The sequence below is a fragment of the Streptococcus sp. AM43-2AT genome (genome assembly GCF_003603405.1).
GTDB classification, from domain to species: domain Bacteria; phylum Bacillota; class Bacilli; order Lactobacillales; family Streptococcaceae; genus Streptococcus; species Streptococcus ilei.
Map to the genome: position 1 here is coordinate 792,784 of NZ_QTND01000001.1, position 26,257 is coordinate 819,040.

Sequence of the window (26,257 nt, forward strand, 5' to 3'; positions counted from 1 at the left end):
TTTTTCAATCATCAGTGTATTTATAAATTAAAAGCCTGAGGGAGAACTACAATGGTTCTACATCCCAGACTTCATTCAATCACAAGGGCTATTAGAAGGCTCCAAATCCTCCACCACCACCGCCATCAGAAAATCCACCGCCGTCAAAGCCACCACTGCCATCTGAGGAGTTAATAGAGAAGCTTGAAACACTATAGGAATCATCTGCATAGCTCATTAAGGTAGAGCCATCTAAATAGGTATTTGGAGAAGAAGTTAGCCAAAGAACAGTGTCCCAGTCTTCATATGGCACGGAAATCTGATGATTTTGGAGTACCTGACTCACTTTTTTAGCTTGGCCATACAAGGTCGCATAGACTAAGATACGATTCCATAGGACAACACTCTCAAGTTCTGCTTGGTTGAAATTTGGAATACTTTCAATCATATTTCGAAAGGCCATCCATTCAAATTGTGAATCCAAGTTCTCTAAGGATTGTAGATGATCTTCACGAAGTTTCATAACAATATAAAATGGAATGAATAACAAAATCAAACATAAAATAGTCCAAAAATAGAATGAAGATAGGTATGAACCAAATCCAAAAGATAAGAAACACATGCTCACAAACAAGATCAGTAAGATCCAAAAATGTAAGGCACAGCCTGTTTTTGAAAAAGCTTCTTCTTTTTCAGATAAGTCTCTAAAATAAGAGGGCAAACCTAATTTCGTAATTTCCTTTTCAACACCTTTTGACAATTGCTGGGCATCCCTTTTTAAAAGTGATTGAATGTCACTTCCGACCTTTCGAATACGATCTCTTTGTGTGTCTGTTTTAGCAGCTCGAAAATCCTTTTTTAGGGCTGCTTGATTAATTTTATATTTCGAGAACACCTCACTGATCCTGATTTCAGTTTCTTGATCAAAGATCATTTCAATAAACTTCAATTCAAAATCAGCCAAGCCTTCATGGTGAAGACAGATCAAGGTCCCTCCACTTTCATCTCTCGTCAAACGAAGATTTCCTCGATCAATGAGATCCAAAATACTTGCTTGGATGAGATGATTAAATTTTAGTTGACCTTTCTCTCTAGACATGACCATCTGTTCAAAATCAAGTTGATACAAGGCCTTGGCTAGGACAAAGGGTGGCAAATTCTGTGGAGGTTCGTATAATCGTACTCCCTTTGCAATCCGACGAGTTCTGGTACTGATCATATAGCGGATCCATGGAATGAAAGCTAGAACAAATAAAAGAATTGCTACAATTGGAATGACTCTGAGAAACAGTGTCTTGTAGATGACTGTTTTTTGTTGAATGGATTTTTCTTTTTTAAGAAATTTATCCTTTCCCTTTTCCTTTTTAATCTCATTAGATTGGCCTCGACGTAGAGCTTCTGTCATGGGCCAGTATGCGTGGAGCTCCAATTTTCCATTCTTTGGGAAGTTCCATAACTGAATGTGATAGCCAGTCTCAGTCCGTTCAATCTGGGCTGGTGGATTAAAATAACCGGTATGAGCATACAAGTCTCCCTGCTTGGCATCCAAGCCATCCACATAAAAATCTAATTTTTCTACGTCCTCATCCCCATCTGAAATAGGGAACCAATTGAGCTCGGCGATATCGGAATACAGTTCTAGAATATGATCAATCTTCCATACAACCTTGATGGTAACTTTGCCACCAACAATCCTCGAATTGTAGATTTTTAATAAACGTCCATTTCCGAGATCCGATTCTTCTACACGGATCTCTCGTTTTTCCCCATCCACATAGGCTTCCACTTGAGGATTTTCATGGATTTTAAATCCTTTGGGAAGGGGATCTACACTCCCTAAAGTTACATACTGCCCATTATAGCCTGTTGAAAAAATGTAGGTAATCTCTTGCGTAAATGTCGCCTGGCTATCTTCCTGCAAGTGGAGGTGTCCCACATAGGATTCTATCGAATAGCGAACTTCATCATCTGCCTGAGCCGGACTAACCGTACAAAAAAAGGCACACAATATACCAATGACTAGTAAAAACCTCTTCATTTCAAACTCCTATTAACTAAAAGAAGGCTGAGACTGATGGTCCCACCCTCCTTTTTCTTTTTATCGAAGAACTCTTTCTCTTGCAGGCTTACGACTGAAAAATACATTAAAGAGAAGCAAGGCTGCTGCTAAGATGCTAGAGACCACGACGTAATTCACCAAGAGGCTGTCCCCTTTGATAATCGGTGGCCGGGCCATGAGTCCATAATTCCCTCCAGTGACTTGGTTGACGCCGACTAGAAATAGATCCAAAACGAAAGTATAGAGAACAATCTCTCGATTTTTTAAGAGGCTCGAATCATAGCATCTCAAGAGATAAATCAAAGAATTAACCAAAAGACAGTAATGCCCGAGGAGGAAAGAAAAGCTCGTAATATGAGGGAAGGTGTAGGGATCAAAGACTGGATAGCCCAAGGCAAAGATCGCTCCACTCACTCCCATCAAGGCAAAGAACTGCTTGCTCTTCCATCGGTCTGGCAACAGCAAGACAGCAAACATAGCCAAACGACAATGGTACAAGGGTAAACTATTGGACCAGGGAAGCTGAAAAGCAAAATACCAGATATAGAGACAGATCAATTGAAATATTTGTAGGTTTCGAAAGATCTTCCGAAATTGTTCATTTTGGTAGTAACGTAATGAAGCCCATACTGCCATTACGATTAAAAGAACCATGACCCCATACCAAAGGAGCGGTATAACAGGTGGTACAGTGGATTCAGTTGTAAAAAAATGATGCATAAGGTCTCCTTATTAAACGGATTCAGATGTTCTTTTTCTTTTCTTACTGGACTTAATAAGATGATTGATCAGGATGAGGGTCCCTGTCATCAGGATAGTCACGATCAAGTAATTGAGCACGAGCCCATGATCGCCAATTACAGGAGGACGACGCATAAAGCCGTAATTTCCACCCGTTACGAGATTAGCAAGCTGAATAATAGCGTTGACACCAAAGGTCATCTGACAGATTTTCCAAGCATCTCCTTCTTCTACTTGGTAGAATTGGACCAGATAGATCAAGCAATTGGCCAAGAGGGCCCAGTGGCCAAAAACATTGTTGATCGAGGATACGTGAGGAAAAGGATAGGGATAAAAGACGGGATGAACCAAGGCCATGATGGACCCAAAGACACCAACAAGAGCAAAATATTGCTTGAAGCTTCCCTTAGGAGCCAAAAGAATCATCCACATAGCCATCCGGCTATGATAGAAGGGCAAGCTCTCTGAAAAAGACAAATGTGCTGCAATATACCAAGAGTTGATTATCAGCAACTGAATCAATTGCCCCCAATACCAAAAGTTTTGATAGCCTTTGGAAGAAGCAAATCGAATAGACAGATAGCCTACCACCATCAATGAGACCGGCAACAAAAAGTACCAAGCTCCCAATTGAGGAGGGGCCGTTGGTTGACTGGTGAAAAATAAATCCCAAAGTGGCATGATTTCCTAACCTCAGCTCATCAATTTTCTATTCTGAACGTGAAACGACCGTCTCTTCAACCATCTTGTATTTGTACTTATAACGCTGGTTGACCAAGCAAATTCCAGCTACCATCACCAAGCTAACCAAAAGGTAGTTCAAGAGAGCACCATGGTCCCCAATGATGGGTGGACGCCGTAAGAAGCCGTAATCCCCTTTCGTCAAAAGGTTGACCAAGAAAATCAAGGCATTCATGCCAAAGGTAATCTTGAAAATTCTCAAACTGTCTTGTTTTTCAGATTGATAATAATCTTGCAGATAAATCAAGCTATTGGCAAGCAAGGCCCAGTGGCTAAAAATTAGATTCAGAACGGTGATATGAGGGAAAGGGAAGGGATCAAAGGCTGGGTAAACCAAGGCCGCAATCGATCCTAGAACTCCCAAGAGAGCAAAATATTGCTTGATATAGGTCCCTCTAGGTGCAAAAAGAATCACTAGCATGGCCAAGCGGCAATGATAGAATGGCAAATTATCCGTCAACGGCATGTGGGCAAGAATATACCAAGCATTAATGGTCAAGACTTGAATCAACTGTGCCCAATACCAAAAGCGTTGGTAGCTTTTGGACTGTGCATATCTAATGGAAAAGTAGCCAACCACCAACAAAGAAGTTGGCAGAATGAAATACCAGAGCCCAAATTCAGGTGGGGCTGATTTTTGGTTTGTAAACAATAAATCCCAAAGTGTCATTTTCATATTCCTTTAATTTATAGATCGTTTTTAATCACAATACAAATCTCGTTTCCCATCATAGACCTCCCAAAGGAAGTTCAATTGTTCTTCTGTATTGCGCTTGGTAGAAAGAGCAGGTATTTTTTCTCTCTCAAAAAAGGCAAGGTCGGAAATTTCCTGGTTCTTTTCAAAATTTCCATCTAATAATTCACATTCAAATACCAATTTCACATATTGGCGACTTTGCAATTGGTAGCGATTGGTATCAAATACTGCCAACAATCTGATTACACGCGCAGAATAGCCCGTTTCTTCTTGGATTTCCTTTAAAATGTTTTCCGTCGGAGAATAGCCAACCTCACCAAAGCCACCCGGCAAGGCCCAGGTCTCTTCTCCCTGACCTTTCACCAGACAAAGTTTTCCATCTTTGACAATCCATGCCCTAACATCAATCAAGGGAGTGTCGTAATGGTCTGTCGGGCGAAACAAATCCGATAATTCTTGTGGATTCAAATCAGTCGCTTCTCTCACAAGATCCTGTAAAATGGCACGAATATCCTGATAGCGCTCTTGATCAAATGGATCTTTTGAGAACGCTAAGCCTGTATTAGTGATTGAAATCAAGCGCTGAATGTTCTTTAGCACATTATTACTCGCCATTCTCCAACTCCTCTACCAATTTGGCTAGATTCATGGAATTGCTTCCCTTGATGAGGATTTGGTCCTGCTCTTTTAAGCTTTCCTTGACTTGTTTGACCATGTCCTCAAACTGATCTTCCTCAGCGGTCTTTTTGAAATAATAGACATGTCCGAGTGGGAACATCTGACTCGCTAACTGAGCCAAGCCCGCAATGTCTTGGCCATAGAAAATAACCGTATCCAAGACATCCGGTGAAAGACTAAGAATCATTTGGTTGTGGAGATCAATGGATTGCTCCCCTAGTTCTTTCATATCCGCCAAGACTGCCAACTTTCGGCCATCTGGATTGGCAGGAATAGTCGAGAAGGTTTCTAAAATTAGGCGCATAGCCGTCGGATTGGCATTGTAGACATCGGATAAGATATCCGCTCCATTACTTGCCTTCTTCCATTCTGTGCGGTTCTTCGTAAGCTCTAGGCCTTTAAAACTTGCACGGATGGCCTCTTCGCTGACTCCTTCTTTTAGGGCAACATAGGAAGCAATCATAGCATTGGTCGCATTGTATTTGCCTGTTACAGGAAGATCAATGGCTTCTTCTAAAAAATTCGTTTCAAAGGTCAAGCTGTCCTTGCGTTCGTCCAACTTGGTAATGCGGATATCTGCTCCTTCCCCAAATCGCACAAGTTCTTGTTGGCTCGGCAAAAATTCCTCTACAATGGGATCGGCTGGCACTAGAAGTAAGCCACCAGCTGGCATGCCGTCCGCAATTTGCAACTTCCCTTTAGCGATTTCTTTGCGATCTTTGAAAAACTCCAGGTGAGCTTCCCCAATGAGGGTCACGATGGCTGCTTTTGGATGGGCAATTTCTGAGAGGAGATGGATATCTCCCAGATGGTCCTGTCCCATTTCAAGGACAAGCTTCTCTGTCCCTTCTGGCATATGGAGAACCGTGTAAGGGAGACCAATCTCATTATTGTAGTTCCCTTGTGTTTTATAGGTTTTATAAGTAGTAGACAGCAGTTGAGCCAACATATCTTTGGTCGTTGTCTTACCGTTTGAACCGGTGACAGCCAAGACATCTACTTGACTTTTCTCCAAAACATATTGGGCTAATTTTTGAAAGGCCGCTAGAACATCATCTACCAATAAATAAGGATGGCCTTCTACTTCTTTTTCAGACAAGGTCGCTACAGCCCCATTTCCAAAGGCGGTTTCAATAAAATCATGCCCATCACGCGCTCCCTTGAGAGGGACAAAGAGATCCCCCGGACCAATGAGACGACTATCAAATTCTGGCTTCTGTAAAACAAAATCTTCAAATTGACTGACATCATTGCGGGCACCAAGGACACGAGCCACTTCGTGCAAGGTTACATTCATGGTATTCTCCTCTAAAAAGTGGGAGCAGGAAGAAAAGCGACTCCTCTATGAGTTGACTTCATCTCCCACTCCCGCTAGGAACAGTTTCTTACAGTAAGTGCGCTTCACGCTTTTCAAAGGTTTCTTTGGCTAATTCTACCAAGCGCTCGATCAAATCAGGATAGGCCAAGCCCATGTTATCCCAAAGTAGAGGGTACATCGACCATTGGGTAAAGCCGGGCATGGTATTGAGCTCGTTCAAGTAGATGCCTCCATCCTCTGTGTAGAAGAAATCACAACGGGAGAGACCTTTACCACCAATGGCACGAAAAGCCAATTCGGCATTCTGACGCATGGTCGCAGCAACTTCTGCTGGGATTTCCGCTGGAATCGCCATCGTAATTTTATTATCGATGTATTTGGCTTCGTAGTCATAGAAGGCTACATCTTTGACCACTTCACCAGGGAGGGTACTTTTCACATCGTAGTTGCCTAATAGTCCCACTTCGATTTCGCGCGCTACGACACCTTGCTCAACTAGAACACGGCTATCGTATTTAAAGGCCAATTCCAAAGACTGACGAAGTTCTGCCTGGTTCTCTGCTTTTGAAATCCCGACACTAGAGCCCATATTAGAAGGCTTGGTAAAGACCGGATAGGTCAATTCTTTTTCAATCAAAGCTAGTTTAGCTTCTAGATCATCTCCTTCAAGGACAGCCACATAAGGAACTTGTGGAATCCCTGCAGATTCTAGGACCCGTTTGGTGGTAATCTTATCCATCGCCACACTAGAAGAAAGGATATCACATCCCACATATGGAAGTTTCAAGACTTCTAGGAAACCTTGAACCGATCCATCTTCTCCCATCGGTCCATGAAGGACTGGAAAGACAACCGCCCCTTCTTGGTAGATACTGCTCGGAGATACTTTAGCTTCCCAATCAATGGTCTCGTTGGTCATCAAGCGTTCTGTTTCAGCAGGCTTCTCTTCAAAGGTTTGGGTCTTGATGAAGTCTCCCGTCTGAGTAATGAAATAGGTCTCAACAGAATACTTGTCATAATTAATCGCCCGCATGACGCTTTCAGCTGAAAGTACAGACACTTCGCGCTCTGCGCTACGGCCACCATAAAGAAGTACAATTTTTTCTTTTGCCATTGTTTGGTCCTAATCCTTTGTTTAATTTTGTGCTTCATAATCGACTTATCAAAAGCACTCCTCACATACGAGTTCGTCCCTCTAGTATACCACACTTTAAAAAGAAAGAAAACGAGAGAGAATACCTAAAAAACAAAAAGAGAGTGGGACAGAAATCGGTAATTCGTTAGAATTCGATTTCGTCGTCCCACCTCCGCACAGCTTCAACAGTCTGGGAGACTGTTGAAGGTTGCAGATAATGGAAACTTTGTTTCCCTCATTAGGTCATATTTGGAGCTTAAAAAGCGAACAAAGACTTAGGATACTTGCTTCGCAAGTTCTATCCACCACCTCAAAGCAGTGCTTTGAGCACTCAACCACTGCGTCTTGCTCGACAATCAAAAAACAATTGAGAGGCTAGGACTTTTGTCCCAGCCTCTCTGTAACCGCTTATAACTCGGTTCGATTTTCGATAGCCCGAAGAAGGGTCACTTCATCCGCATACTCGATATCGGCCCCGACGGCTAATCCACGTGCCAGACGGGTCACTTTGATACCAGCTGGTTTGAGGACGCGTGAGATATACATAGAAGTTGCTTCCCCATCTGCTGTTGCATTGGTCGCCACAATCACTTCTTGGACCTCATGATCCATTAATCGTGTGATCAAGGACTTGAGGTTAATATCATCCGGTCCGACACCATTCATAGGCGAAATCAAGCCATGAAGGACATGGTAGCGACCGTGGTACTCCTGAATATTTTCCATGGCTGACACATCTCGACTATCTTCCACTACTAAGATGGTCGATGGGTCGCGAGTCTCGTCTCGACAAATGGCACACTCTTCTTCATCTGTTAAGTTTCCACAGATGGAACAATAGCTTAATTCCCGCTTTGCTGACAAGAGATTCTTTGCAAACTCATTGACATCATCATCACTCATTCCGATGGTATAAAAGGCCAGACGAGTTGCTGTCTTGATCCCAATACCAGGGAGCTTCGAATAACTTTCAATTAATTTTGCGATAGGTGTTGGATAGAGCATAGCTTCCTTTCTAATTCATAGGATGTTTTTGCTGGTAGAGATTGATAATCTCTCTGGTAATACTGTGACTGACTGTCGCTTGGAGATTGGTATTATGTGGGAAGACCACTGCCACAGCAATCTGAGGATTTTCAGATGGAGCATAGGCGATGACATTGGTATTTACAGCAGGGGTCCCACCATTTACAAATGTTTCTGCAGTCCCAGTTTTCGCACTGATTGGTACCGCCGCACCTTCTCCGATGGTTTTACCAGTCGAAAAGCCACTGGTTCCATATACTACCTGATAAAAACCTTGTTTGATGATGGCTAGGTTTTCAGGTGATATAGCCACTTGGTTGAGTTCTTTTGTTGCAATCTCTTCTTTTAGAGGACCCAAACCTCCCTTCGCATCATTCTCATAGATTCCTTGAACCAGGTGTGGAGCCACGCGTTTCCCATCGTTGGCAATGGTTGCCACATATTGAGCCAACTGCATAGGCGTATAGTTATCAAACTGACCAAAAGCGTCTGTTAAGTAATTGCCAATCGAATACTCTTTGGGAACATAGCCCGTCGATTCATTTGGAAGGTCAATCCCTGTTTCTGACCCCAGACCATAAGAGGCAAAAGTCGAACGCAATTTGTTCATAGCAGGATCCAATTGGTCTGTCTTTAAGGTCATATTGGGCTGATAGGGTTGCCCCATCAAATCAAGAGCAATCTGCACCATATAGGTGTTGGAAGAATATTCTAACGCTTGCACCGCATTGATTTCTCGGCTTCCAAACTGGGTGAACCAAGAAGTGATGGGAGCTGAACCAGAAAATGAGATTGGTTGATCCAATAAGACTTGATTCCCAGAAATCACCCCATTTTCCCATCCTGCTGTCAAGGTAGCCGCTTTAACAACCGAACCTGGGACAAAGACATTGGTCACCGTCCCTAAAGCATCAGGAGTAAGATCTTGAGAACCGGCTTCATGCTTCATCCCTGCCATGGCAAGGATTTTACCCGTTTTTGGATCCAAGGCAACAGCATAGACTCCTTCTGAGTAGGTCGCATTGCCAGCAGCTAATTCTGCCTGGAAGGACTTCTTCAAGATGTCTTCCACTCCTCTTTGGAAATCCAAATCAATCGAAAGCTTGATATTATTTCCCTTGCTTCCTTTTGAGAGGGTTTCGATCTTTTCGACATTGCCATTCTTGTCCAAATGGATCTCTTTTTCAACCCGTTCTCCTTGGAGGACAGACTCATATTGTTTTTCTAAATAAGAAGTTCCGACGCGATCATTTAAGGCGTAGCCTTTTTCCAAATAATCATCGGCTTCTTCAGCTGGTAGACCGGCTTGCTCTGTCGACACACTACCGACAATAGAAGCCAAAGGACTATCGACTACTTTTCGATCCCAACTCGTGATCACTTCAAATCCTGGAAATTCTTTTAAATGATCTTTGACTGTCGTCACCTGCTCATCGGACATCGGATCCGTCACAATCGTAGCACTGGCGAAGTTTTCGACTGCATTCATTTGGCTAAAGAGATAGATGGCCTTTTTTTCTTCATCCGTATAGCCTAATTTAGCTGGGTCAATACTGTCCACCGCATACTGGTAGATTTTTGCTTCTGGAAGTGGGTTACCATCCGTATCGATGCGTTCCTCCTTAGGCAGTTTGTCCACTACTTCTTTGTAGACTTCTGTGTTTGCGAGATAAAAGTCAATTTCTTGACGCTTGGTGACTTGAGGATTTGACACGCTTACGTAATTTAGGAGAAGCTGTGCTGTTTGACGCATCTCTTCCGCAGTAAATTTATTGCTACGTGTAAAGGACAAGACCTTCTTATCGACATTCTCTACCAGTGGCTGACCAGAAGCGTCATAAATCTGCCCCCGGATACTTCCTCTTGTTAAATGTTTTTTGGTAGCTTTTGCTAATTTTTGTGTATAAAAGCCTTGATGAGTAATCTGCATATACCCTAGTCGAGCAATTAAAATCAAAAAGAGGGTACAGACTAGACTGAATAACAAATAAAGTCGTCTAGTAATCCACCGATTATCAAATTTTCTCACCTTTGCATTCGCTTTTTTTGAACGTTTAGATTTTCGAGCCATACCTCTCCTTTCATCTGGATTCTCAGCCCTAGCCCCTATCAAGGCAACCTAAAAATAGGATAACTTTAAAGGGAACCTGAGGAATATTTCTATTTTAAACTCAACTTCCATTATAGCACATTTCATCCAGACGCGAGTCGCTAGACCGGATAAAAAAATAGCCATTGTGAACTCCATGGCAACTATTCTTTTAGCAATATGAACAATATAAACAATTTTCTACCAAAAGCGGATCCTTCCTCAAATCACAAGAGACAGGAGACTGGATATTTTTTGGTATAATAGAAGCATCGACAAAGTTAGTAAAGGAAACGATATGAAACTAATCTCATGGAATATTGACTCATTGAATGCCGCCTTGACGAGTGACTCTGCGCGCGCGAAGCTCTCGCAAGACGTCCTCCAAACCTTGGTAGCCGAGGATGCGGATATCATTGCCATCCAGGAAACAAAATTATCTGCCAAAGGACCAACGAAAAAACACTTAGAGGTCTTAGAAGAACTTTTCCCTGGATATGAAAACACTTGGCGGTCATCTGTAGAACCCGCTCGTAAAGGATATGCAGGAACCATGTTCCTCTACAAAAAAGAATTGACACCAACAGTAAGCTTCCCAGAAATCGGTGCTCCTTCTACTATGGACCTCGAAGGTCGCATTATTACTCTTGAATTTGATGACTTCTTTGTGACCCAGGTCTATACTCCGAATGCTGGAGATGGGCTCAAACGTTTGGAAGAACGTCAAATCTGGGATGCCAAATACGCAGACTACTTGGCGGAACTAGATCAACAAAAGCCAGTTCTGGCAACTGGAGACTACAACGTAGCTCACAAGGAAATCGACTTGGCCAATCCAGCCAGCAACCGTCGTTCCCCAGGCTTTACCGATGAAGAACGTGCAGGCTTCACCAACTTGTTAGCCAAAGGGTTCACTGATACCTTCCGCCACTTGCACGGGGATCTTCCAGAGCAATACACCTGGTGGGCGCAACGTAGCAAGACTTCAAAAATCAACAATACAGGGTGGAGAATTGACTACTGGCTCACTTCTAACCGACTTGCGGATAAGGTGACCAAATCAGCTATGATTGACTCCGGTGCCCGTCAAGACCATACACCGATTGTCATGGAGATTGAGCTCTAAGGAGAACGCTAATGGACTATCAAGCTATCATTCCTGAATTTGTAGTATCTGACATCGAAAAGTCACACCACTTCTACTGCGACTTGCTGGGATTCTCTGTCGAATACGAGCGTCCAGAGGAGAAATTTCTCTTCCTCTCGCTTGAAGACTGCCAACTTATGCTAGAAGAAGGCAGTACAGAAGAATTAGCCCAATTGACTTATCCTTTCGGACGCGGTGTCAATATTTCCTTTGGCATCAAGGATGTCCCTCAGCTCCACAAAAAACTGCTGGAAGCTGAATATCCTATCCATCGTCCGCTGACAAAAAGAAAATTTCGAGTGGGGGATAGCTTCATTTATCCCCATGAATTTGCGATTTTGGATCCGGATGGTTATTTTTTAAGATTTAGTGAATAAGAAAAAGGAGGCTGCTGGCCCCTTTTTCAATAGGAAAATATGAATTGACAGACCTGAAATCCAGTGACAAAAATCTTTGCGAAAGCCTATGAAATCAACATGTCAAAGAACTTTGATAGCCGTTTTTTGTATAAATGAGTAGAATGAAATCAGGAAGCGAGGAGATCTTATGCAAGTTGGAAAACAAATCCAGCATTATCGTAAAGAGAAAAATTTATCTCAAGACGATTTAGCTGAAATCATCTTTGTCAGCCGTCAATCCATTTCCAACTGGGAACGCGGCGCTACCTACCCTGATATTCAAAATCTGCTCTTATTAAGCAAGGTCTTTGAAGTGTCATTGGACAAACTAGTCAAAGGAGATTTGGAAACCATGAAACAGATTATTCATGACCAAGAATTTATCCGCTATCAAAAAGATGAAGTGGTCTTTAGCTTACTGCTAATTGGCAGTCCTATCATCAGTATTCCCCTAATTCTTTATTTAGAGGGGTACGGTATCACAATTAGTTGCTTGATTCTTGCTGTCGCTTTATTCTATGCCCTACGCATTGAGAAATTCAAGAAAAAGCATAATCTTCGTACTTATCGCCAGATTGTCGCCTATGAACAAGGACGCAGTCTGAGCGAGATTGAAGAAGCGGAAGAAAGGGGTAAAGCTCCCTACCAAAGAATCATCCTTCCTATTCTATTTTGCCTTGGAGTTGGCGCTATTACTCTACTGATTTCTTGGCTCTTACTTTCTTCCCTATCAAATAAAAGCGAAGTCATTAGACCTCGCTTTTTAAATGTCTTTAAAGTTATAGAGTTGCGGATAGTGATCACATTCGGGATTTTTAGGATGGCAGATAGCCCGTCCAAAATAGATCATCGCCTGATGAGCTGGGAGCCAGCGTTCAGGAGGAAGAACGTCCATCACCCGTTTTTCCACTTCTAATGGGGTTGCTGATTTCTTGACGATGTCATGGTGCTTGCAAATCCGCTCTACATGGGTATCAACAGCAAAGGCAGGAATTCCGAAACCTACACTCATGACCACATTGGCTGTTTTGCGTCCCACTCCAGCTAAACTCTCCAATTCCTCCCGTGTCTGGGGGACTTGGCCATCAAAATTGTCCAACAATTGTTGGGCACATTTTTTGAGAAATTTTGCCTTATTGCGATAGAGGCCTAATTTGGAAATGTGCTTGGCAATGTCGGCTTCACTGGCGACCGCCATGGTTTGAGGAGTTGGGAAAGCTTCAAACAAGGCAGGAGTTGCCTTATTAACCGCCGCATCCGTCGTTTGAGCAGAGAGCATCACCGCTACTAATAATTCAAAATGGTTGCGAAAATCCAAACTTGGTTGAGCATCCGGAAAGAGGGCAATAATTTCTTCAATCACATGACGTGCCCGTTTTTTTGATAAGACCATAACTTCTCCTTTGCATTACTAGACTTTATTATAGCATGAAGTCAGTCTATTTCTAAAAAAATCAGCTTCAGAAAAGGACTGGTCCGTAGACGAGTCCTTTTCTATTAGTCTATAAAATGAGTATGTTTGGTAACCCATTGAGTAACCTTGATATTTAACCAGAACACATAGATTCCAAATGTAATGATGGTAAAGAACCACCATTTGATCCAATTACCAAACAATTGCATAGCTGTTCCATCAAAGTATTGACGATGACCATCAATCACGGTATGCTTGATCTTCCAGTTATACATAATACACATGCCCCAAGGAGCACATATACCGAAAGTAAATACTGTAATTAATGTTGATAATAAAACATGGCCAATATATGAAAGTAGGCCTCCATCAAAATATGATTCCCGATACATGTTCAATCTCTCTATCTTTTTCTATACTAATCTCTTCAAGAAAGTCATCAAGGTTTGAGCAGAACGCTTGCCAGCCTCTACGATAAATTCATCAAAAGAGATATTAGCTGCGTGATCTGCCGTGTCACTCATAGCCCGAATAACCATGAAAGGACGGCCAGCTGCATGAGCCGCTTGGGCAATAGCCGCCCCTTCCATCTCAACGGCCAATACTTCTGGGAAATGTTCCCTAATCGCTGCGACTTTTTCTTCACTCGCGATAAAGCTATCCCCAGTCGCAATCAGCCCAACATGGGTTGGTGTTTGTTCCTCAGCTAGAACTTTTTTCATCTCTGATACAAAATAGCGGCTGGATTCAAAGTAGAGTGGTTGCCCTGCCATCTGGCCATAGTCATACCCAAAAGCTGTCACATCGACATCGTGGTAGACCAATTTGTCCGCAAGGACGATGTCCCCAACAGCCATCCCTGGTGCTACAGCACCTGCAGAACCCGTATTGATAATAGCTTCCACCTTAAAATCATTGGCCAATACAGCCACACTCATGGCTGACATCACCTTGCCGATGCCACTTTCAACCAAGACGACCTCATGGCGACCAATCGATCCTGTATAGTAGACCTTTCCTAGGCGAAGATGTTTCTCTCCATTCTTCAAAGCTTCCACTAAGATTTTTAACTCTTGTGGCATGGCCGCAATGATTCCAATTTTCATATTCGTTACTCCTTTGGTAGACGCTCCTTATAGGCGCCAAATTGCAAGAATTAACAAGATGAGGAGCAGGATGACCCAAAATAAGATCTTATTCAATTTTGATTGAATCACCTCATCTTTTTGGTTCTCAATCCGACGGCTCTTGGTCACAGTAGGTTGGACTCTGATCGGAATAGTCTCCTGAGGATACGATGCTCCACGTCCACTATCTACTTCCCTTGAAGTCACTGGCCGTTCATAACCAAATCCCCTGTTTCCTGTCGGGAGAATTTTTGTTTCTTCCTCATCAAAGAGCGGGGGACCAGAGATAGCTTCTCCCCGGTTTGCCCGCTCAATCATTTCATCTGTTAATAAAGGTTTGCCCATCGGTGTCTCCTCTATTCTTTATTTGTTTTGTAGGTGTTTCCAATATTGAACTGCCATGATGGTTTTAGCATCACAGATATCACCCGTTTGGATCAAATCCTCAGCTTCTGCTAAAGTCACCTCAAGGAGTTCCAAGGTCTCGTCTTCATCTTGAGGGCGAGGATTTTCCACTTTTTTCAAGTTGGTCGCAACATAGAGTTTGATCCGCTCGTTACAAAATCCAATGGCAGAATAAAAATCATACAACAACTCTAGATCCGCTGTGTAACCAATTTCTTCTTCCAATTCACGCAGAGCAGCTGCTTGAGGATCCGCATTTTCACCCTTTTCCAACTTCCCTGCTGGAATCTCTACAGAAGTCCTTTCGATCGCCTTGCGGTACTGCTTGACCAAGATAGTTTTACCATCTTCTGTGATCGGCAAAACCGCTACTGCTCCATTATGGAAGATTAAATCACGCTGCGCTTGACCTTTTCCGTCAGGTAGTTCCACTTGATCTGTGACTACTTGGAAAATCGGTCCTTGATAAATCTCCTTGCGCTCAATGGTTTTTTCTTCAAATTGCATGAAAATCTCCTATTTATTTTTAGGATGGTGAGGAAGGCGAGTCGCGTACTCATCCTTATTGACTTGACGGCCACGACCAATCGCAATCGCGTCTGCTGGAACATCCTTGGTAATGGTAGATCCAGCACCGACTAGAGAATTATCTCCTAGCTCAACTGGCGCAATGATGGTCGAATTCGAACCGACAAAGACATTGTTGCCAATTACTGTCTTGTATTTATTTTTCCCATCATAGTTGACGGTAATAGTTCCCGCACCAAAGTTGACGTTGCTGCCGACTTCACAGTTACCAATGTAGGTCAGATGACCAGCTTTGGTATTTTCGCCAATAGACGAACCTTTGACTTCGACAAAGTTTCCAATATGGACATCTTTTGCCAAGCTAGATCCAGGACGAATATGGGCGTAAGGTCCTACAGTCACACCATCCGCTACCGTGCTCTCTTCAATCATAGAGTTGGTAATAACAGCACCTGCACCGATTTCACTGTCCACGATATAGGTTCCATTGGTTAAGACTGTCTCAGCCCCAATTTTTGTGTGCCCTTTTAGAGTGACATTGGCTTCGATTTGTACTTCTGGTGCGATCTCAACATCGATATCGATATAGGCCGCATCAGGATTGACAAAGCTCACTCCATTGACCATATGAGCTTGGTTAATGCGACGACGCATGATGCCTTCTGCTGTCGCAAGGGCTACGCGGTCGTTAACTCCGAGGCTTTCATCAAAGTCTTTGAGCGTGTAGGCCCCGACTTTTTCACCTGCTTCACGGAAAATCCCAATCACGTCTGTGATATAGTATTCACCTTGGGCATTATTGGTGTTGACATTCTTCAAAGCTTCAAAGAGGCGGGCATTGTCAAAGACATAAGTCCCTGTATTGATTTCTTTGATTTGCTTTTCAAAATCTGTCGCATCTTTTTGCTCGACGATGCGAAGCACTTCTGCATTGTCATTACGGACAATCCGGCCATAACCAAATGGATTCACTGCTTCGGCTGTTAAAATCGTTGCCACATTTTTGTGGTTGATATGAAAATCGATCAAGTGTTTGAGGCTTTCACCCGTAATCAAAGGTGTATCCCCTGCGATGACAAGGGTGTGGCCTTCAAGAGCTTCCAAGACTGGCTCTGCCATCATAACTGCATGACCAGTTCCCAATTGTTCGGTTTGTTTGACAAACTCTGTTTGTCCAGCTAAGACTTGCTCCACCAATTCAGCCTTGTGGCCCACAACCGTTACAGTCTTTTCGGGTGAGATGGCTCCAACACTTCGGAAAACATGCTCCAACATAGAGATCCCAGCAACCTTGTGTAGAACCTTCGGCAAATCTGATTTCATACGGGTACCTTTTCCCGCTGCTAAAATAATGGCATAATTTGGCATATACATTCTCTTTTCTGTACAATATCGCTTACATTATACCATTTTTTAGCCCTTTTGGAAAATTAGATCCGAACCAAAGGGAGTGGGAAAGAACTTCGACTAATTAAACAAAAGTTGAAAAGGTTCCCCAAACCTTTTCAATTTTCCCACCCCCGCACAGCTCCAACAGTCTGGGAGACTGTTGGAGGTTGCAGATAAAGAAAACATGGTTTTCCATCTTCATAGGTCATCTTTGGAGCTAAGTAGCGAACAAAGATGCCAATCAACTACTGCGTCATACAGTTATTCCTATTAAACATCGAAGGCTGGACAGTTTTTGCCCAGCCTCGTTCTACAATGGATAAACCTTGCGAAATTCTTCTAAAACCACCTTACTGTCAGGTGTAAAAGCCAGACCGGCTTCTCCTAACCAGTCTTTGAAAAAGTCCTCATGAACCTGACGCCAATAGGCCAGAGATTTGTCTCCTTCACCTTCCTTGAAGGCATGGTCAGCAGACACTTGATGGAAGGGCTGAACAGAAACCTTGGTAATTTCGACAATGCAGACAGCCTGATTTCGGCTGTCTAAAATAACATCAAAGGTCCCTTCTTGGGGAAGGGGTTCGTCCTCTAGTGCGTAGAGGTCGTAGGATGAGGCTGTTGCTGTCTTTTCGCCTCTTAGTACCAAATCTGCCAAGAGATCTGCTTCCACTCCAAAAGCCCAAGCATCGATTTCATCTCCGATAGAAGGGTTGATTTGCTTGTATGCATTCCACATTTCTTGCGGTGTCATGAGTTCTCCTTTGTAATTTTTTACTTTCTTCTTTTATATGTTTAAGATGGTCTGGATGGTCAATTTCTAAATCAAAAATCTCTGGAATAGAGCTGTAATGGAGAATACATTCGATACCCATCTGATTCATTTTTTGTATGAAAGAAGTATTCAGATAGCCTGCTACAGCAAAATCAATCTTGTTCTTCCTTGCTTTATCCTGCATCTGTCTCAACATATCTAACATAATTGGACTTTCCATATCATGCCATTGACTGTTTCTCACAGTCGCAAAAATAAAAGAAGTTAAATCATTCATTCCAACTACAATCTTTGAAATGCCTGTTTCCAGTATCCTGTCCAAGTCGAAATAAGCTGATGGTAATTCAATCATCGTGCCGACTTTCCCGGTAAAACCATACTGACGCAATACTGTAATAGCTTGTTTTAATTGTTCGGCATCATTGACAAAAGGAAAAATAACAGACAGATTGAGATTGGTTTGAAAAACTTCTGTAACAACATTTGTCTCAGCCTGAAATTCATCTGGACACGCCAACAAACGCCTGATACCTCTGTATCCAAATAAGGGGTGGCGTTCGTCAAAATACTCTTTAGTCCCGTCTAGACTATTTGCTTCTGCATTTGTTAACTCTGAAAAGCGATACCAGACTTCTTCATCTGAGTACAAATGACAAATAGTGTCTAGATAATCTTTCACAAATTGCTGACAATTTGGTAATAGTATGTTTTGGTTTAGTTCTCTCAACAAGTATTCCCCACGAATCAAGCCGACGTGGTGCAATAAATGGGGATAAACTTTTTCAACAATTTTTTCGCCACTAAGAGCTAGTTGATTTTGCATGTTCATTCACCTCGTCTTAAAAGCTACACTATCAGCTATCATTATACGACACTTTCCTCTAGTTCAAAAGCTTCATAAGGTTCAACTAACTCATATCCTAAAAATTCTGCTACTTTTTTGGAAGCCTCGTTATGAGCATCCCAAAGTGGAAACATATCTCTATTTAAACTCTCTAGAATCATTGCAGCACCAAGCTTTTTAGCAAATCCATTTCCTTGTTCGTTTGGTCTAGTTGCAACTTCCACTTCAACTGCTCCTTGGTAAACTAACCCTGAGGAAATCCCAGCAATCACTTCATTATTTTTAAGAATCACAAAGCCAAATCCACCTTTTAAAGTAAAATCCTGGTAGGACTCAAAATCTCCCTGTAAATCTTGTGACCATTCTTCCTCAGAAAGGCAGTTATAAATACGATTATCAATAGGCACAATATTGTAACCTTTCTCTAACTGACTAACTAGATCATTTAGAAATTCAACTTGAAAATTTGCCTTATCTTTAAAAGAATAACGAGTAAAAGAAATTAGCTCCACTTTCTGATGCAGAAAATCTTGCCAATTGGTATTTTCTGAAATAATAATCTTATAATCTAAACCATATTTCCTAACAAAATCTTCCCAAAATCTGGAATCCAACTCCCCTGCTAGGAATAGAAAATTCCCAACATCATAAAAACTTGTTGTCCTATCACTGTTTCGGTAGACAGTTCCGATTTGAGATTTAAGACCATAGAGAACCATATTTTTCTTCCATGTTTTAAATAGTTCCATTATCCCCCATCTTTACCTTCCAATTCTTATAGCTTGTCCGTTCTAATTCTGGAAATCCTCGCAACTCTGCCTTGGCCTTCAATACTAAAGGCGAAGCATTGTCTGCAGTAATCTCTTCTAAATTCAACCAAATGGCATTTGCTGAATCATTGCTTCCATCAAGAACCTTCTGAGGAAGGGTTTGTTGAGAGCGTTCGAAATCGAGTACGATATCATAAAAGGCCATGAGATGGTGTACTGCGAAGTCTTGCCCTTCTTCTTGAACCAACACATCATAGATTCTAGGGTTTGAATAATCGCTAAGAGCATATCCTGTCTCTTCCAAAACTTCTCTATTGAGAGTTTCTGTCAGTCCCTCACCGATTTCCTGACTACCACCCGGTAAATCAAAACGATACTGATAAGGTCCTCTCGTTTTCTCAATGCAGAGTAATTTTCCATTTTCAAAGCAAACGCCATAGACGCCAAAGTGATTTTTGATTTCCATTTTCTACTCTTTCTAATACTCAATGAAAATCAAAGAGCAAACTAGGAAGCTAGCCGCAGGCTGTACTTGAGTACGGCAAGGCGAAGCTGACGTGGTTTGAATTTGATTTTCGAAGAGTATAAAAATCCAAGATTGCTAGCTCACCTTATCCCTTAAAAGGAAAGAGGCTATAAATTTCATGCTCCTTGATATACTTCTTTAGTATCTCCATATTCTCTTCGATTTTTGTCTGAATATCTATCTCTTCACAAGTTGACTCAGTAATAAAGAGGTGAATCTTCAACAAATCTGCCAAGTATAGCAGACGACGTTCCATTTCTGATTCAGGGCTTGGAGCCTTTTCGATTTTTGCAAGCTTTTGCTCCAGGCTATCGCCATTCAAAAATCTCTGATGAACTCTCCTTCTAATTTTTTGAGTTGATTCCTCCCCTTGTTCTAACGGAGACAAAAGGAGTTTTTTATAGACGAATACCTGATTTTCTACCTCTCTTTCCAGATAAGCCAATAAAACCAGAGAGCTATCAATAAAGGTCCAGGTGTTAAAATTCCCTTCAAATGGAACCTGTATGATCCTATCTAATAATTCCTTAGCCGTTTCCTCTTGACCATCCAGATAAAGTAAATAGGCCAGATGATTCAGTGATTCGAGATAGACAGCTTGGGTCTTCTTATTCTTTTTGGGTACAAGACTGATATAGGATGCTAAATCAACATCATTTTCAACCTCTTCAATTAGTTCTTTAACATTCATTTCTTTTCTCCTATCCAGTTCATTTTTTGTTATAGAGAAGGGCTTTAATTGCAAATCTATCTCAGCTCACTCTTACCTTAATAGAAATTCTTTCGCTGTCGCTTGGACGTCTGGGGAAAGGTAGTGCTCTATTAAGTCACCTGTCCCAGCAATAAATTCCTCCAGAGGGACATCTTCTCTTTGGCCCCAAAAATTTGAAAAAGCGAAATAGAACTCCAAAAACTCCGTCAAACTATCGCTGAGTTTGTAGAAAATAGGATCTCCAGGCCTGCCCGCGTAAACTGGAGAACTTTCATCTTGCATATCACAGAAAAGAATATCGTCTGTATCTGTAGTAGCGAATATCTGGTATTGCCCTTCACTAAACTGAAGAACATCTTGTAAGGCCCAACATTCGACTGTCCTGGTAGGAGAATCTAATGGCAACAAAATGATATTAAAATTTTGATTGGCAAAAGATAAATTCTCTTTGAACACTATATGTTGATAGTAATCAAGTAATTCTCCTGTCAAATTGAAAGACTGGGTACTTAATTTTGTATCTGAAAAACTCACCGATTGGGGGATAAACGTTGTTTCCTCATAGAGTCTAATGATCTTTTTTAATACAGTAACTACTGCCATTTTTTCTCCTTGGTCATTCCTCTTACGTCTCCTTTAAGAATTCAAGCCATATCTTCACCTCTGGATTTATGTCATGCGCTATCTCAGCATGCTTCCTATAATCCATATCCAAGTAGCCTTGTTCATTCCGGAAAATAATGCCTTGTTCATAACATGCTTTAAGGGTTGCAAGCATAGATTTCAATGACCGGTATTCGACCTGGGTCTCTTCTTCAAATACATAAAAACCAAGAATTTGTCCCTGAGCTTCTGAAGCTAGGTTCATGGCATAAAAATCTCCCCCTCCGCTGGAAAAAATTGGGAACCAGCATTGATTCCAAGTAGAAGTCTTCCTCAACTCCTGATAGGTCTGGATACTTTCTTCCAGAGACATCAAATAGAAACCAGGAAAAAATGCCAGCTCACCGAGTGCGATTCCCTCACAATCTTTTGACCCGTTTCTCCAAGTATAAAGAGCACGCAAGTCCTGAGTTGGCTGCAATGGGATTTCCTCAAACAATTCTTGGATTTTTAGAGAAGATATGCCCGGATTTAGATGGTCTACACAAGGATGATCTAGCTGTTGGAGACTTTTTTCAATCTCATTTAATAATTGGGGGATCATTTCCATTTGTTCTCCTTACCTTGTAAATCATTAGAGACGAGTTCCTTCGTCCCTAGAAAAGAGCTTGCGATTATTCAATCCCATCCTCTTTATTGTACTCTATCATGCATTTGACCGCATATTCTACCCATTCCCAAAAATCGTTAAACTCTTTTCGTTGTTCCCAGCCTTCTGCAGCAAAATCATGAATGAGTTGGACCTTATTGCCCTTTCCTATTTCAAAACAAGCTGTATCATCACAATCTCCTCTTTTAGCAAATGGAATCAACTTTCGGGTTGGGTACCTTTCCTGCAATCCCTCATACAAAGACAGGGCCCATTCTGAATCTAACAGATACCAAATATCAAAATCAACTAAATTGAGTTCGATCAATTTTTTAAACGATTCAGGATACTGAAATATCCTTTCATCCAGTAAATAGTTTTTCATCTCTTATTTCTCCTTTTAGAATCATCAAACCATTCTTTCTTGCCTATCCGCTATTTTGCGTAAGTACTCTTCCCATGTGAGGATTATAAACCTTAAATAGATCATCCTCACTCAGCTAAGTCTTGGGTTGAGGCTGTCAACTACTCTTAAAATACGCGACCTCGAAGTCCATAAATTTCATTCTTAAAATTCAAAGGAAAATAGATGACTAGTCTGAGATGGACAAATAAGAGACTAATATATCCTTAACCAATTCTAGAAAGGCAACTTTATTTCTTGGCTCTTTTGAAGCAAAACCAAATTCATATTCAAAAAAATGCTCAACCACTTTATCTCCAGCCCGTATAACATCCTCAATGGTCTCAAGCACTTGCTTCTGCTTCTCTTCTTCTAGGCTCAAGAAATCCTCTTTCACAAATGCATCAAATACTTTAAGGACATCTTCCTTTTTACTCATATCAAAAGGATATAGAAACTCAGCCTCTTCACTGGTTACAACATTACTTTCTATGGACATCATTAGGTTCCACAATACTAAATAGTGTCTATGAAAATTATCTCTACTTTTCAACTTTTCCCCCAATTTTTGCGACACATCCTTTACTGAACAGGTTTAGACTAGCATTCTTGACTATTACTTACTTTATTGAGAAACTCTCCCCTTTGACCATCATCCCTTCCTAATCTCAAATTACTGGTAATATTATTTTAAAACTTCTCCCGAACGAATATAGGTTTTAAAGAAGTTTTTAGGTACAGAGGCAATCTTAGGTGTAATGGATAAGCCATAGTTTGCAAAATCTAAAGCTACCTTCTCAGAATCGATGGTATCATAATACTCAACATACAATCTGCATAAGTTCACTTTGGTGATAGAGAATTCTTTTAGCAACCCATCCTTCTCAAGATCCTTCTCGGGATTTATGCTTGAAAATACGGTAGGATACGATGAATACTGAGTAGTAAAATCGATGGCCTCTTGGACAGCATTTTCCAATTCAGCTTGATCCATGCCATTTCTATTATCGATAGAACCTAATCGAGTCCTTAGAGCACAATCCACTTCTTCTAACAGTCCCGAGTCCAGAAAGAGGGGATGAATGCCAATATTAACGAAATAGGCAGTACCATCTGATTTTCGTTGAAAATAGATCACCGTGTAAAAATCATGATTGATTTTATAATAGTTATTGGTTCGCTTTAGTCGCGAAAAGCCATTTTTTACGAAGAGTTCTTTGGCCTCTTTCATTTCATTACCTGCTCTTTCATAGGATGTTAAGAGTTGTTCGTTACAGTTTACTAGGAGTCTAAATGGATATAGATCATTCCTACAACTTTTCCATTCTCAATATTGTATTGTTTCACTGTATCTATGTAGCCAATCAATCCTTCATCACTAATCTCTTCTAGCGTTGCTGGTACTATGTTATCTTTTAATTTAAAATCCCTAGCTTTATTCATGTTACCTACATCCTCAATGGAGGTCCAAAAAAGCATATATTCATCGCAATAAAAATAGATCTGATCATCACAAAACTCCGGTATTTTACAGAACTCAACTCCGTCACTTTGCCTTTCTATCGCTCCACTATCTTGATAAACAAAGTATGTTTTCTTCATATCTTATCTCTCCTTTTAGAAGCATTTTCTTCTGATATTTTCTGCCTGAAATCTCGAATGATGTAGACTAGAGTCTTATTTTTTAAAGGAATACTTAATGTTAGGGTAATTTAGGCTTTGCTCTTTTTAATAAACTAGTAAAATCCTTAAAACTATTCTTACAATATTCTTCTTGAGCTGTTTCAATCGGTAAAAAACGAATGCCTCGACCACAGTGATTCGTTTCGATGGCTTCTTTTACTTCCTCCGTAACGACAAAGCCAGCCGCTGCAAGTAATTCAACCCTTCCAGGCTTAAAAATATCATAGTCAACATCCTCTTTTAAGACCAGTTTTCTTGAAACTGTATACATCGTTTTAGAAGGTAATGATTCTGTTTTCTCATAATCAATAAAATCAGGAGCAGGATTATCTTTGGTATAGGTATTAAATTTTAATAGATAAAAGTCAGGAGATTCCATGACATCGCCATTCACTGTAAATTTAAGCTTTTTCCAAACATGACCTTGAATCTTGAATTGTTTAAAAATGGTTGCTAACTTTTTAGAAAGGATAAAACCATGGGAATACCAATAATAATCATAATCAAAATTTATTTTATTTATGTATTGTTTTTTATTCACAAAATTATAATAGATCACATCAGGACAATTTGGATCGTAAATATAATCTATTGGTTTAGTCCATTCTTCTTCGTAAGGTTTTTTTTGTATTTCAAAATCAACTCGCCCATATTCAACATCAAAATTAAAAGTCTTATTGGATTTATCATCCATTATAAAATAATAATTCATCGTTTTCTCCTAGCTTAATCTACCTTTACAATTAATAATTCTAGATTTTGGTTTTACCATTGCCCCTATCAGTAACTTCTATACTTTTTACCAGCTTTTAATGCATCTAAAGCAGCCTCTGTTACAGAAAGCTGTTCATTATCAAGAGCAAAATCTCTGGCTTTTAGTATTTGCTGATTGCTGTTCGTTTACTTTTTTTATTTGAAATTCTTTTGTTCCTATTGACTTCTCCATGTATTCTACATTGCTACTCTAAGATTGTTCCAAGTATCATCTTATTTTGCTCGGATATCTGAAAGTCATCCATGAAATAGGGTAAAAAGTCATCAAGCAAGGGATGGCTAAGACCGTCGATTGGGAGGCCTCTTTTCTGACGTTCTTTTAGTAAAACTAAGATTTCAATTGGGAAATACTGCCATAGTAAGGTATTGAAGTCTACTAAATGACTATCTTTGGTGTTCGCTAAATGATAATCACACATGGATAAAATTGTTTCTCTAAAAACATCAACATCCTCTGAAAAAATAGTTTCCATAACCTGTTTATAGGCATCATTCACATTATGATAAGGGTTCGAGTCCAATGGTTTATATTTAGGATCATAAGCATTCTCCAGTAGGCTAGCAAGTCGATTATGCTCTCCATTTCCATAAAGAAAAACGACTAAAGGCAATAAACTACTGGATGAAAAGAAAATAGGTTGCTTCCCTTTTTCAACTTGAGCTTCTTTAAAATAGACTAATTTATCAATTAAAAACTCTACATAAGCATCATCTAAATAGGCAAGGGCAAATAAGATATTCAAACAAATATCTGTATCAAAGTTTGAGCCACCTTTAGCTAAATATTTAGCAGAAGCCATATCAGCCATTACAGAACAAAAACAGCCATTCAATAATAACTGGTAGTTTTCAGATGTTTTACATTCTATAAATTCAGCAACCAAAGTATATGGTCGAATAGCATGAATCATTCGCACATGTTTATAGGAGTACGTTTCTGTTTTTCCATTTTCCTCACAATTAACCACAAGGCTTTTTTCACCAGCTTTTAATGCTTCTAAAATTGCTTCAGTAACAAAAAGCTGTTCTTTTTCAAGTGCAAAATCTCTCGCCTTCAGTATTTGATTTCTGATGGTTGTTAGTTTTCTTTTTTGATTTGAAAGTGTTTTATTCATATTGACCTCTAAAATTTCATTTCTTACGCTCAACTACCGGTGTTTTTGAAGTTCATCTCTTTCCGTCTTCCTACATTATCCATGTATGTCACAAGGAAGAATTGATCCACTTCCCATCATCGAGCCATTCTTTCTTATCAATCCACCATTTCCCCTTTTGAAACACCATTTGAAAACGATAGAGAGTTTCTATACCAGAACGATTCTCCTTGATGTAGAAATAAACTTGATTTCCGTTATGCTCTTCATCAACGATGGGATGCGTTTCTAATTTATAGTCATACGGAAACCGGACAGATAAAGATACTTCCCTTGCTCTGAGTGTTTTTTTAGATGTACAAAACTGATTAAAAATAGTAGCTAATTCATCCTTCAACATCTCTTTATAGGCTTGGTTTCTTAGGCTCCTAGTGGCCTTTTTCTCCCAAGTATACATAGCCTGCATAAACTGGAGTAAGGTTTCTTTTGCTAGATTCGTATGAGTCATGTTTCCTCCTACTTAGACAACGGGACTAATGGTTCGTTTATAATGAAG

At 40.7% G+C, this 26,257-nt stretch carries 31 protein-coding genes and 1 pseudogene; 3 read left to right on the forward strand and 29 right to left on the reverse strand.

Annotated elements, in window-relative coordinates; genetic code table 11:
- Positions 1-91: 91 nt before the first annotated feature.
- From DW930_RS03885 to pbp2b, 9 genes are all read right to left on the reverse strand, one after another.
- On the reverse strand, positions 92-2,017 hold the full coding sequence (locus DW930_RS03885) for a DUF2207 domain-containing protein (RefSeq protein WP_123159372.1): 1,926 nt from the start codon (positions 2,015-2,017) through the stop codon (positions 92-94).
- Positions 2,018-2,077: 60 nt separating this feature from the next.
- The gene (locus tag DW930_RS03890) at positions 2,078-2,758 is read right to left on the reverse strand and encodes a TIGR02206 family membrane protein (protein WP_023026563.1); all 681 of its coding nucleotides are present in this window, start codon (positions 2,756-2,758) and stop codon (positions 2,078-2,080) included.
- Between the two features lie 12 nt (positions 2,759-2,770).
- On the reverse strand, positions 2,771-3,460 hold the full coding sequence (locus tag DW930_RS03895; protein WP_123159373.1) for a YwaF family protein: 690 nt from the start codon (positions 3,458-3,460) through the stop codon (positions 2,771-2,773).
- Between the two features lie 28 nt (positions 3,461-3,488).
- Positions 3,489-4,190 (reverse strand): YwaF family protein, encoded by a 702-nt coding sequence (locus DW930_RS03900; protein ID WP_123159374.1) that lies wholly within the window; start codon positions 4,188-4,190, stop codon positions 3,489-3,491.
- Between the two features lie 30 nt (positions 4,191-4,220).
- Positions 4,221-4,832 (reverse strand): NUDIX hydrolase, encoded by a 612-nt coding sequence (locus tag DW930_RS03905; RefSeq protein ID WP_023022628.1) that lies wholly within the window; start codon positions 4,830-4,832, stop codon positions 4,221-4,223.
- A complete protein-coding gene (murF, locus tag DW930_RS03910; protein WP_123159375.1) occupies positions 4,822-6,192 on the reverse strand; it encodes a UDP-N-acetylmuramoyl-tripeptide--D-alanyl-D-alanine ligase in 1,371 nt (456 codons plus the stop codon). The genes DW930_RS03905 and murF overlap by 11 nt, the downstream gene beginning before the upstream one ends.
- Positions 6,193-6,280: 88 nt before the next feature.
- Positions 6,281-7,327 carry a D-alanine--D-alanine ligase gene (locus DW930_RS03915; protein WP_123159376.1) on the reverse strand — a complete coding sequence of 349 codons (1,047 nt, stop codon included), beginning with the start codon at positions 7,325-7,327 and terminating at the stop codon, positions 6,281-6,283.
- A 429-nt stretch (positions 7,328-7,756) separates the two neighbouring features.
- Entirely contained in the window at positions 7,757-8,353 is a 597-nt protein-coding gene (gene recR, locus DW930_RS03920) for a recombination mediator RecR (protein ID WP_006596694.1), read from the reverse strand.
- A gap of 10 nt (positions 8,354-8,363) precedes the next feature.
- A complete protein-coding gene (pbp2b, locus tag DW930_RS03925; protein ID WP_123159377.1) occupies positions 8,364-10,445 on the reverse strand; it encodes a penicillin-binding protein PBP2B in 2,082 nt (693 codons plus the stop codon).
- Between the two features lie 316 nt (positions 10,446-10,761).
- On the opposite strand from pbp2b, the gene DW930_RS03930 reads away from it, so the two are divergent.
- The 3 genes and pseudogenes from DW930_RS03930 to DW930_RS10570 all read left to right on the forward strand — a co-directional run.
- Positions 10,762-11,589 carry an exodeoxyribonuclease III gene (locus DW930_RS03930; RefSeq protein WP_123159378.1) on the forward strand — a complete coding sequence of 276 codons (828 nt, stop codon included), beginning with the start codon at positions 10,762-10,764 and terminating at the stop codon, positions 11,587-11,589.
- A gap of 11 nt (positions 11,590-11,600) precedes the next feature.
- Entirely contained in the window at positions 11,601-11,987 is a 387-nt protein-coding gene (locus DW930_RS03935) for a VOC family protein (RefSeq protein ID WP_123159379.1), read from the forward strand.
- 169 nt (positions 11,988-12,156) lie between these two features.
- Positions 12,157-12,336: pseudogene (locus DW930_RS10570) on the forward strand (helix-turn-helix transcriptional regulator); the annotation flags it as partial.
- A 435-nt stretch (positions 12,337-12,771) separates the two neighbouring features.
- Here DW930_RS10570 and nth read toward each other — a convergent pair.
- The 20 genes from nth to DW930_RS04055 form a co-directional block, all read right to left on the reverse strand.
- Positions 12,772-13,401, reverse strand: coding sequence for an endonuclease III (nth, locus tag DW930_RS03950; protein ID WP_117745025.1), 630 nt, complete (start codon positions 13,399-13,401; stop codon positions 12,772-12,774).
- Positions 13,402-13,505: 104 nt separating this feature from the next.
- Positions 13,506-13,814, reverse strand: coding sequence for a hypothetical protein (locus tag DW930_RS03955; protein WP_023022610.1), 309 nt, complete (start codon positions 13,812-13,814; stop codon positions 13,506-13,508).
- Positions 13,815-13,835: 21 nt separating this feature from the next.
- Positions 13,836-14,528, reverse strand: coding sequence for a 5'-methylthioadenosine/adenosylhomocysteine nucleosidase (locus tag DW930_RS03960; protein ID WP_123159380.1), 693 nt, complete (start codon positions 14,526-14,528; stop codon positions 13,836-13,838).
- A 27-nt stretch (positions 14,529-14,555) separates the two neighbouring features.
- Positions 14,556-14,894, reverse strand: coding sequence for a cell wall synthase accessory phosphoprotein MacP (gene macP, locus DW930_RS03965; RefSeq protein WP_023022604.1), 339 nt, complete (start codon positions 14,892-14,894; stop codon positions 14,556-14,558).
- 18 nt (positions 14,895-14,912) lie between these two features.
- Complete coding sequence (locus DW930_RS03970) at positions 14,913-15,461, reverse strand: NUDIX hydrolase (protein ID WP_023022601.1); 549 nt, start codon at positions 15,459-15,461, stop codon at positions 14,913-14,915.
- Positions 15,462-15,470: 9 nt separating this feature from the next.
- Positions 15,471-16,850, reverse strand: a complete 1,380-nt coding sequence (gene glmU / locus DW930_RS03975) for a bifunctional UDP-N-acetylglucosamine diphosphorylase/glucosamine-1-phosphate N-acetyltransferase GlmU (RefSeq protein WP_123159381.1) — start codon at positions 16,848-16,850, stop codon at positions 15,471-15,473.
- A gap of 331 nt (positions 16,851-17,181) precedes the next feature.
- Positions 17,182-17,622: an ASCH domain-containing protein gene (locus tag DW930_RS03985; RefSeq protein ID WP_123159382.1), complete on the reverse strand. Its 441-nt coding sequence runs from the start codon at positions 17,620-17,622 to the stop codon at positions 17,182-17,184.
- Positions 17,564-18,466 (reverse strand): putative PEP-binding protein, encoded by a 903-nt coding sequence (locus DW930_RS03990; protein WP_123159383.1) that lies wholly within the window; start codon positions 18,464-18,466, stop codon positions 17,564-17,566. The genes DW930_RS03985 and DW930_RS03990 overlap by 59 nt, the downstream gene beginning before the upstream one ends.
- 41 nt (positions 18,467-18,507) lie before the next feature.
- Positions 18,508-19,236, reverse strand: a complete 729-nt coding sequence (locus tag DW930_RS03995; protein WP_123159384.1) for a GNAT family N-acetyltransferase — start codon at positions 19,234-19,236, stop codon at positions 18,508-18,510.
- Positions 19,223-19,723, reverse strand: coding sequence for an NUDIX hydrolase (locus tag DW930_RS04000; RefSeq protein WP_123159385.1), 501 nt, complete (start codon positions 19,721-19,723; stop codon positions 19,223-19,225). The genes DW930_RS03995 and DW930_RS04000 overlap by 14 nt, the downstream gene beginning before the upstream one ends.
- Positions 19,724-19,868: 145 nt before the next feature.
- Positions 19,869-20,474 (reverse strand): DUF6707 family protein, encoded by a 606-nt coding sequence (locus DW930_RS04010; protein WP_023022589.1) that lies wholly within the window; start codon positions 20,472-20,474, stop codon positions 19,869-19,871.
- Positions 20,475-20,546: 72 nt separating this feature from the next.
- Entirely contained in the window at positions 20,547-21,098 is a 552-nt protein-coding gene (locus DW930_RS04015; RefSeq protein WP_123159386.1) for a hypothetical protein, read from the reverse strand.
- Between the two features lie 22 nt (positions 21,099-21,120).
- Positions 21,121-21,708, reverse strand: a complete 588-nt coding sequence (locus tag DW930_RS04020; protein ID WP_123159387.1) for an SMI1/KNR4 family protein — start codon at positions 21,706-21,708, stop codon at positions 21,121-21,123.
- A 64-nt stretch (positions 21,709-21,772) separates the two neighbouring features.
- Positions 21,773-22,132, reverse strand: coding sequence for a hypothetical protein (locus tag DW930_RS04025; RefSeq protein WP_123159388.1), 360 nt, complete (start codon positions 22,130-22,132; stop codon positions 21,773-21,775).
- A 208-nt stretch (positions 22,133-22,340) separates the two neighbouring features.
- On the reverse strand, positions 22,341-22,703 hold the full coding sequence (locus DW930_RS04030) for a hypothetical protein (protein WP_224781601.1): 363 nt from the start codon (positions 22,701-22,703) through the stop codon (positions 22,341-22,343).
- Between the two features lie 132 nt (positions 22,704-22,835).
- On the reverse strand, positions 22,836-23,381 hold the full coding sequence (locus tag DW930_RS04035; protein WP_023022580.1) for a DUF4304 domain-containing protein: 546 nt from the start codon (positions 23,379-23,381) through the stop codon (positions 22,836-22,838).
- Between the two features lie 50 nt (positions 23,382-23,431).
- Positions 23,432-23,752 carry a hypothetical protein gene (locus DW930_RS04040; protein WP_023022578.1) on the reverse strand — a complete coding sequence of 107 codons (321 nt, stop codon included), beginning with the start codon at positions 23,750-23,752 and terminating at the stop codon, positions 23,432-23,434.
- A 100-nt stretch (positions 23,753-23,852) separates the two neighbouring features.
- The gene (locus DW930_RS04045) at positions 23,853-24,545 is read right to left on the reverse strand and encodes an Imm43 family immunity protein (RefSeq protein WP_120702239.1); all 693 of its coding nucleotides are present in this window, start codon (positions 24,543-24,545) and stop codon (positions 23,853-23,855) included.
- 247 nt (positions 24,546-24,792) lie between these two features.
- Positions 24,793-25,722 carry a hypothetical protein gene (locus DW930_RS04050; RefSeq protein WP_123159389.1) on the reverse strand — a complete coding sequence of 310 codons (930 nt, stop codon included), beginning with the start codon at positions 25,720-25,722 and terminating at the stop codon, positions 24,793-24,795.
- Between the two features lie 88 nt (positions 25,723-25,810).
- Positions 25,811-26,209 carry an NTF2 fold immunity protein gene (locus tag DW930_RS04055; protein ID WP_123159390.1) on the reverse strand — a complete coding sequence of 133 codons (399 nt, stop codon included), beginning with the start codon at positions 26,207-26,209 and terminating at the stop codon, positions 25,811-25,813.
- Between the last annotated feature and the right edge of the window lie 48 nt (positions 26,210-26,257).

Coding starts and splice junctions, on each gene's coding strand:
- DW930_RS03885 (WP_123159372.1), bottom strand. CDS start 2,017: ATGAAGAGGTTTTTACTAGTCATTGGTATATTGTGTGCCTTTTTTTGT.
- DW930_RS03890 (WP_023026563.1), bottom strand. CDS start 2,758: ATGCATCATTTTTTTACAACTGAATCCACTGTACCACCTGTTATACCG.
- DW930_RS03895 (WP_123159373.1), bottom strand. CDS start 3,460: ATGCCACTTTGGGATTTATTTTTCACCAGTCAACCAACGGCCCCTCCT.
- DW930_RS03900 (WP_123159374.1), bottom strand. CDS start 4,190: ATGACACTTTGGGATTTATTGTTTACAAACCAAAAATCAGCCCCACCT.
- DW930_RS03905 (WP_023022628.1), bottom strand. CDS start 4,832: ATGGCGAGTAATAATGTGCTAAAGAACATTCAGCGCTTGATTTCAATC.
- murF (WP_123159375.1), bottom strand. CDS start 6,192: ATGAATGTAACCTTGCACGAAGTGGCTCGTGTCCTTGGTGCCCGCAAT.
- DW930_RS03915 (WP_123159376.1), bottom strand. CDS start 7,327: ATGGCAAAAGAAAAAATTGTACTTCTTTATGGTGGCCGTAGCGCAGAG.
- recR (WP_006596694.1), bottom strand. CDS start 8,353: ATGCTCTATCCAACACCTATCGCAAAATTAATTGAAAGTTATTCGAAG.
- pbp2b (WP_123159377.1), bottom strand. CDS start 10,445: ATGGCTCGAAAATCTAAACGTTCAAAAAAAGCGAATGCAAAGGTGAGA.
- DW930_RS03930 (WP_123159378.1), top strand. CDS start 10,762: ATGAAACTAATCTCATGGAATATTGACTCATTGAATGCCGCCTTGACG.
- DW930_RS03935 (WP_123159379.1), top strand. CDS start 11,601: ATGGACTATCAAGCTATCATTCCTGAATTTGTAGTATCTGACATCGAA.
- nth (WP_117745025.1), bottom strand. CDS start 13,401: ATGGTCTTATCAAAAAAACGGGCACGTCATGTGATTGAAGAAATTATT.
- DW930_RS03955 (WP_023022610.1), bottom strand. CDS start 13,814: ATGTATCGGGAATCATATTTTGATGGAGGCCTACTTTCATATATTGGC.
- DW930_RS03960 (WP_123159380.1), bottom strand. CDS start 14,528: ATGAAAATTGGAATCATTGCGGCCATGCCACAAGAGTTAAAAATCTTA.
- macP (WP_023022604.1), bottom strand. CDS start 14,894: ATGGGCAAACCTTTATTAACAGATGAAATGATTGAGCGGGCAAACCGG.
- DW930_RS03970 (WP_023022601.1), bottom strand. CDS start 15,461: ATGCAATTTGAAGAAAAAACCATTGAGCGCAAGGAGATTTATCAAGGA.
- glmU (WP_123159381.1), bottom strand. CDS start 16,850: ATGCCAAATTATGCCATTATTTTAGCAGCGGGAAAAGGTACCCGTATG.
- DW930_RS03985 (WP_123159382.1), bottom strand. CDS start 17,622: ATGACACCGCAAGAAATGTGGAATGCATACAAGCAAATCAACCCTTCT.
- DW930_RS03990 (WP_123159383.1), bottom strand. CDS start 18,466: ATGCAAAATCAACTAGCTCTTAGTGGCGAAAAAATTGTTGAAAAAGTT.
- DW930_RS03995 (WP_123159384.1), bottom strand. CDS start 19,236: ATGGAACTATTTAAAACATGGAAGAAAAATATGGTTCTCTATGGTCTT.
- DW930_RS04000 (WP_123159385.1), bottom strand. CDS start 19,723: ATGGAAATCAAAAATCACTTTGGCGTCTATGGCGTTTGCTTTGAAAAT.
- DW930_RS04010 (WP_023022589.1), bottom strand. CDS start 20,474: ATGAATGTTAAAGAACTAATTGAAGAGGTTGAAAATGATGTTGATTTA.
- DW930_RS04015 (WP_123159386.1), bottom strand. CDS start 21,098: ATGGCAGTAGTTACTGTATTAAAAAAGATCATTAGACTCTATGAGGAA.
- DW930_RS04020 (WP_123159387.1), bottom strand. CDS start 21,708: ATGGAAATGATCCCCCAATTATTAAATGAGATTGAAAAAAGTCTCCAA.
- DW930_RS04025 (WP_123159388.1), bottom strand. CDS start 22,132: ATGAAAAACTATTTACTGGATGAAAGGATATTTCAGTATCCTGAATCG.
- DW930_RS04035 (WP_023022580.1), bottom strand. CDS start 23,381: ATGAAAGAGGCCAAAGAACTCTTCGTAAAAAATGGCTTTTCGCGACTA.
- DW930_RS04040 (WP_023022578.1), bottom strand. CDS start 23,752: ATGAAGAAAACATACTTTGTTTATCAAGATAGTGGAGCGATAGAAAGG.
- DW930_RS04045 (WP_120702239.1), bottom strand. CDS start 24,545: ATGAATTATTATTTTATAATGGATGATAAATCCAATAAGACTTTTAAT.
- DW930_RS04050 (WP_123159389.1), bottom strand. CDS start 25,722: ATGAATAAAACACTTTCAAATCAAAAAAGAAAACTAACAACCATCAGA.
- DW930_RS04055 (WP_123159390.1), bottom strand. CDS start 26,209: ATGACTCATACGAATCTAGCAAAAGAAACCTTACTCCAGTTTATGCAG.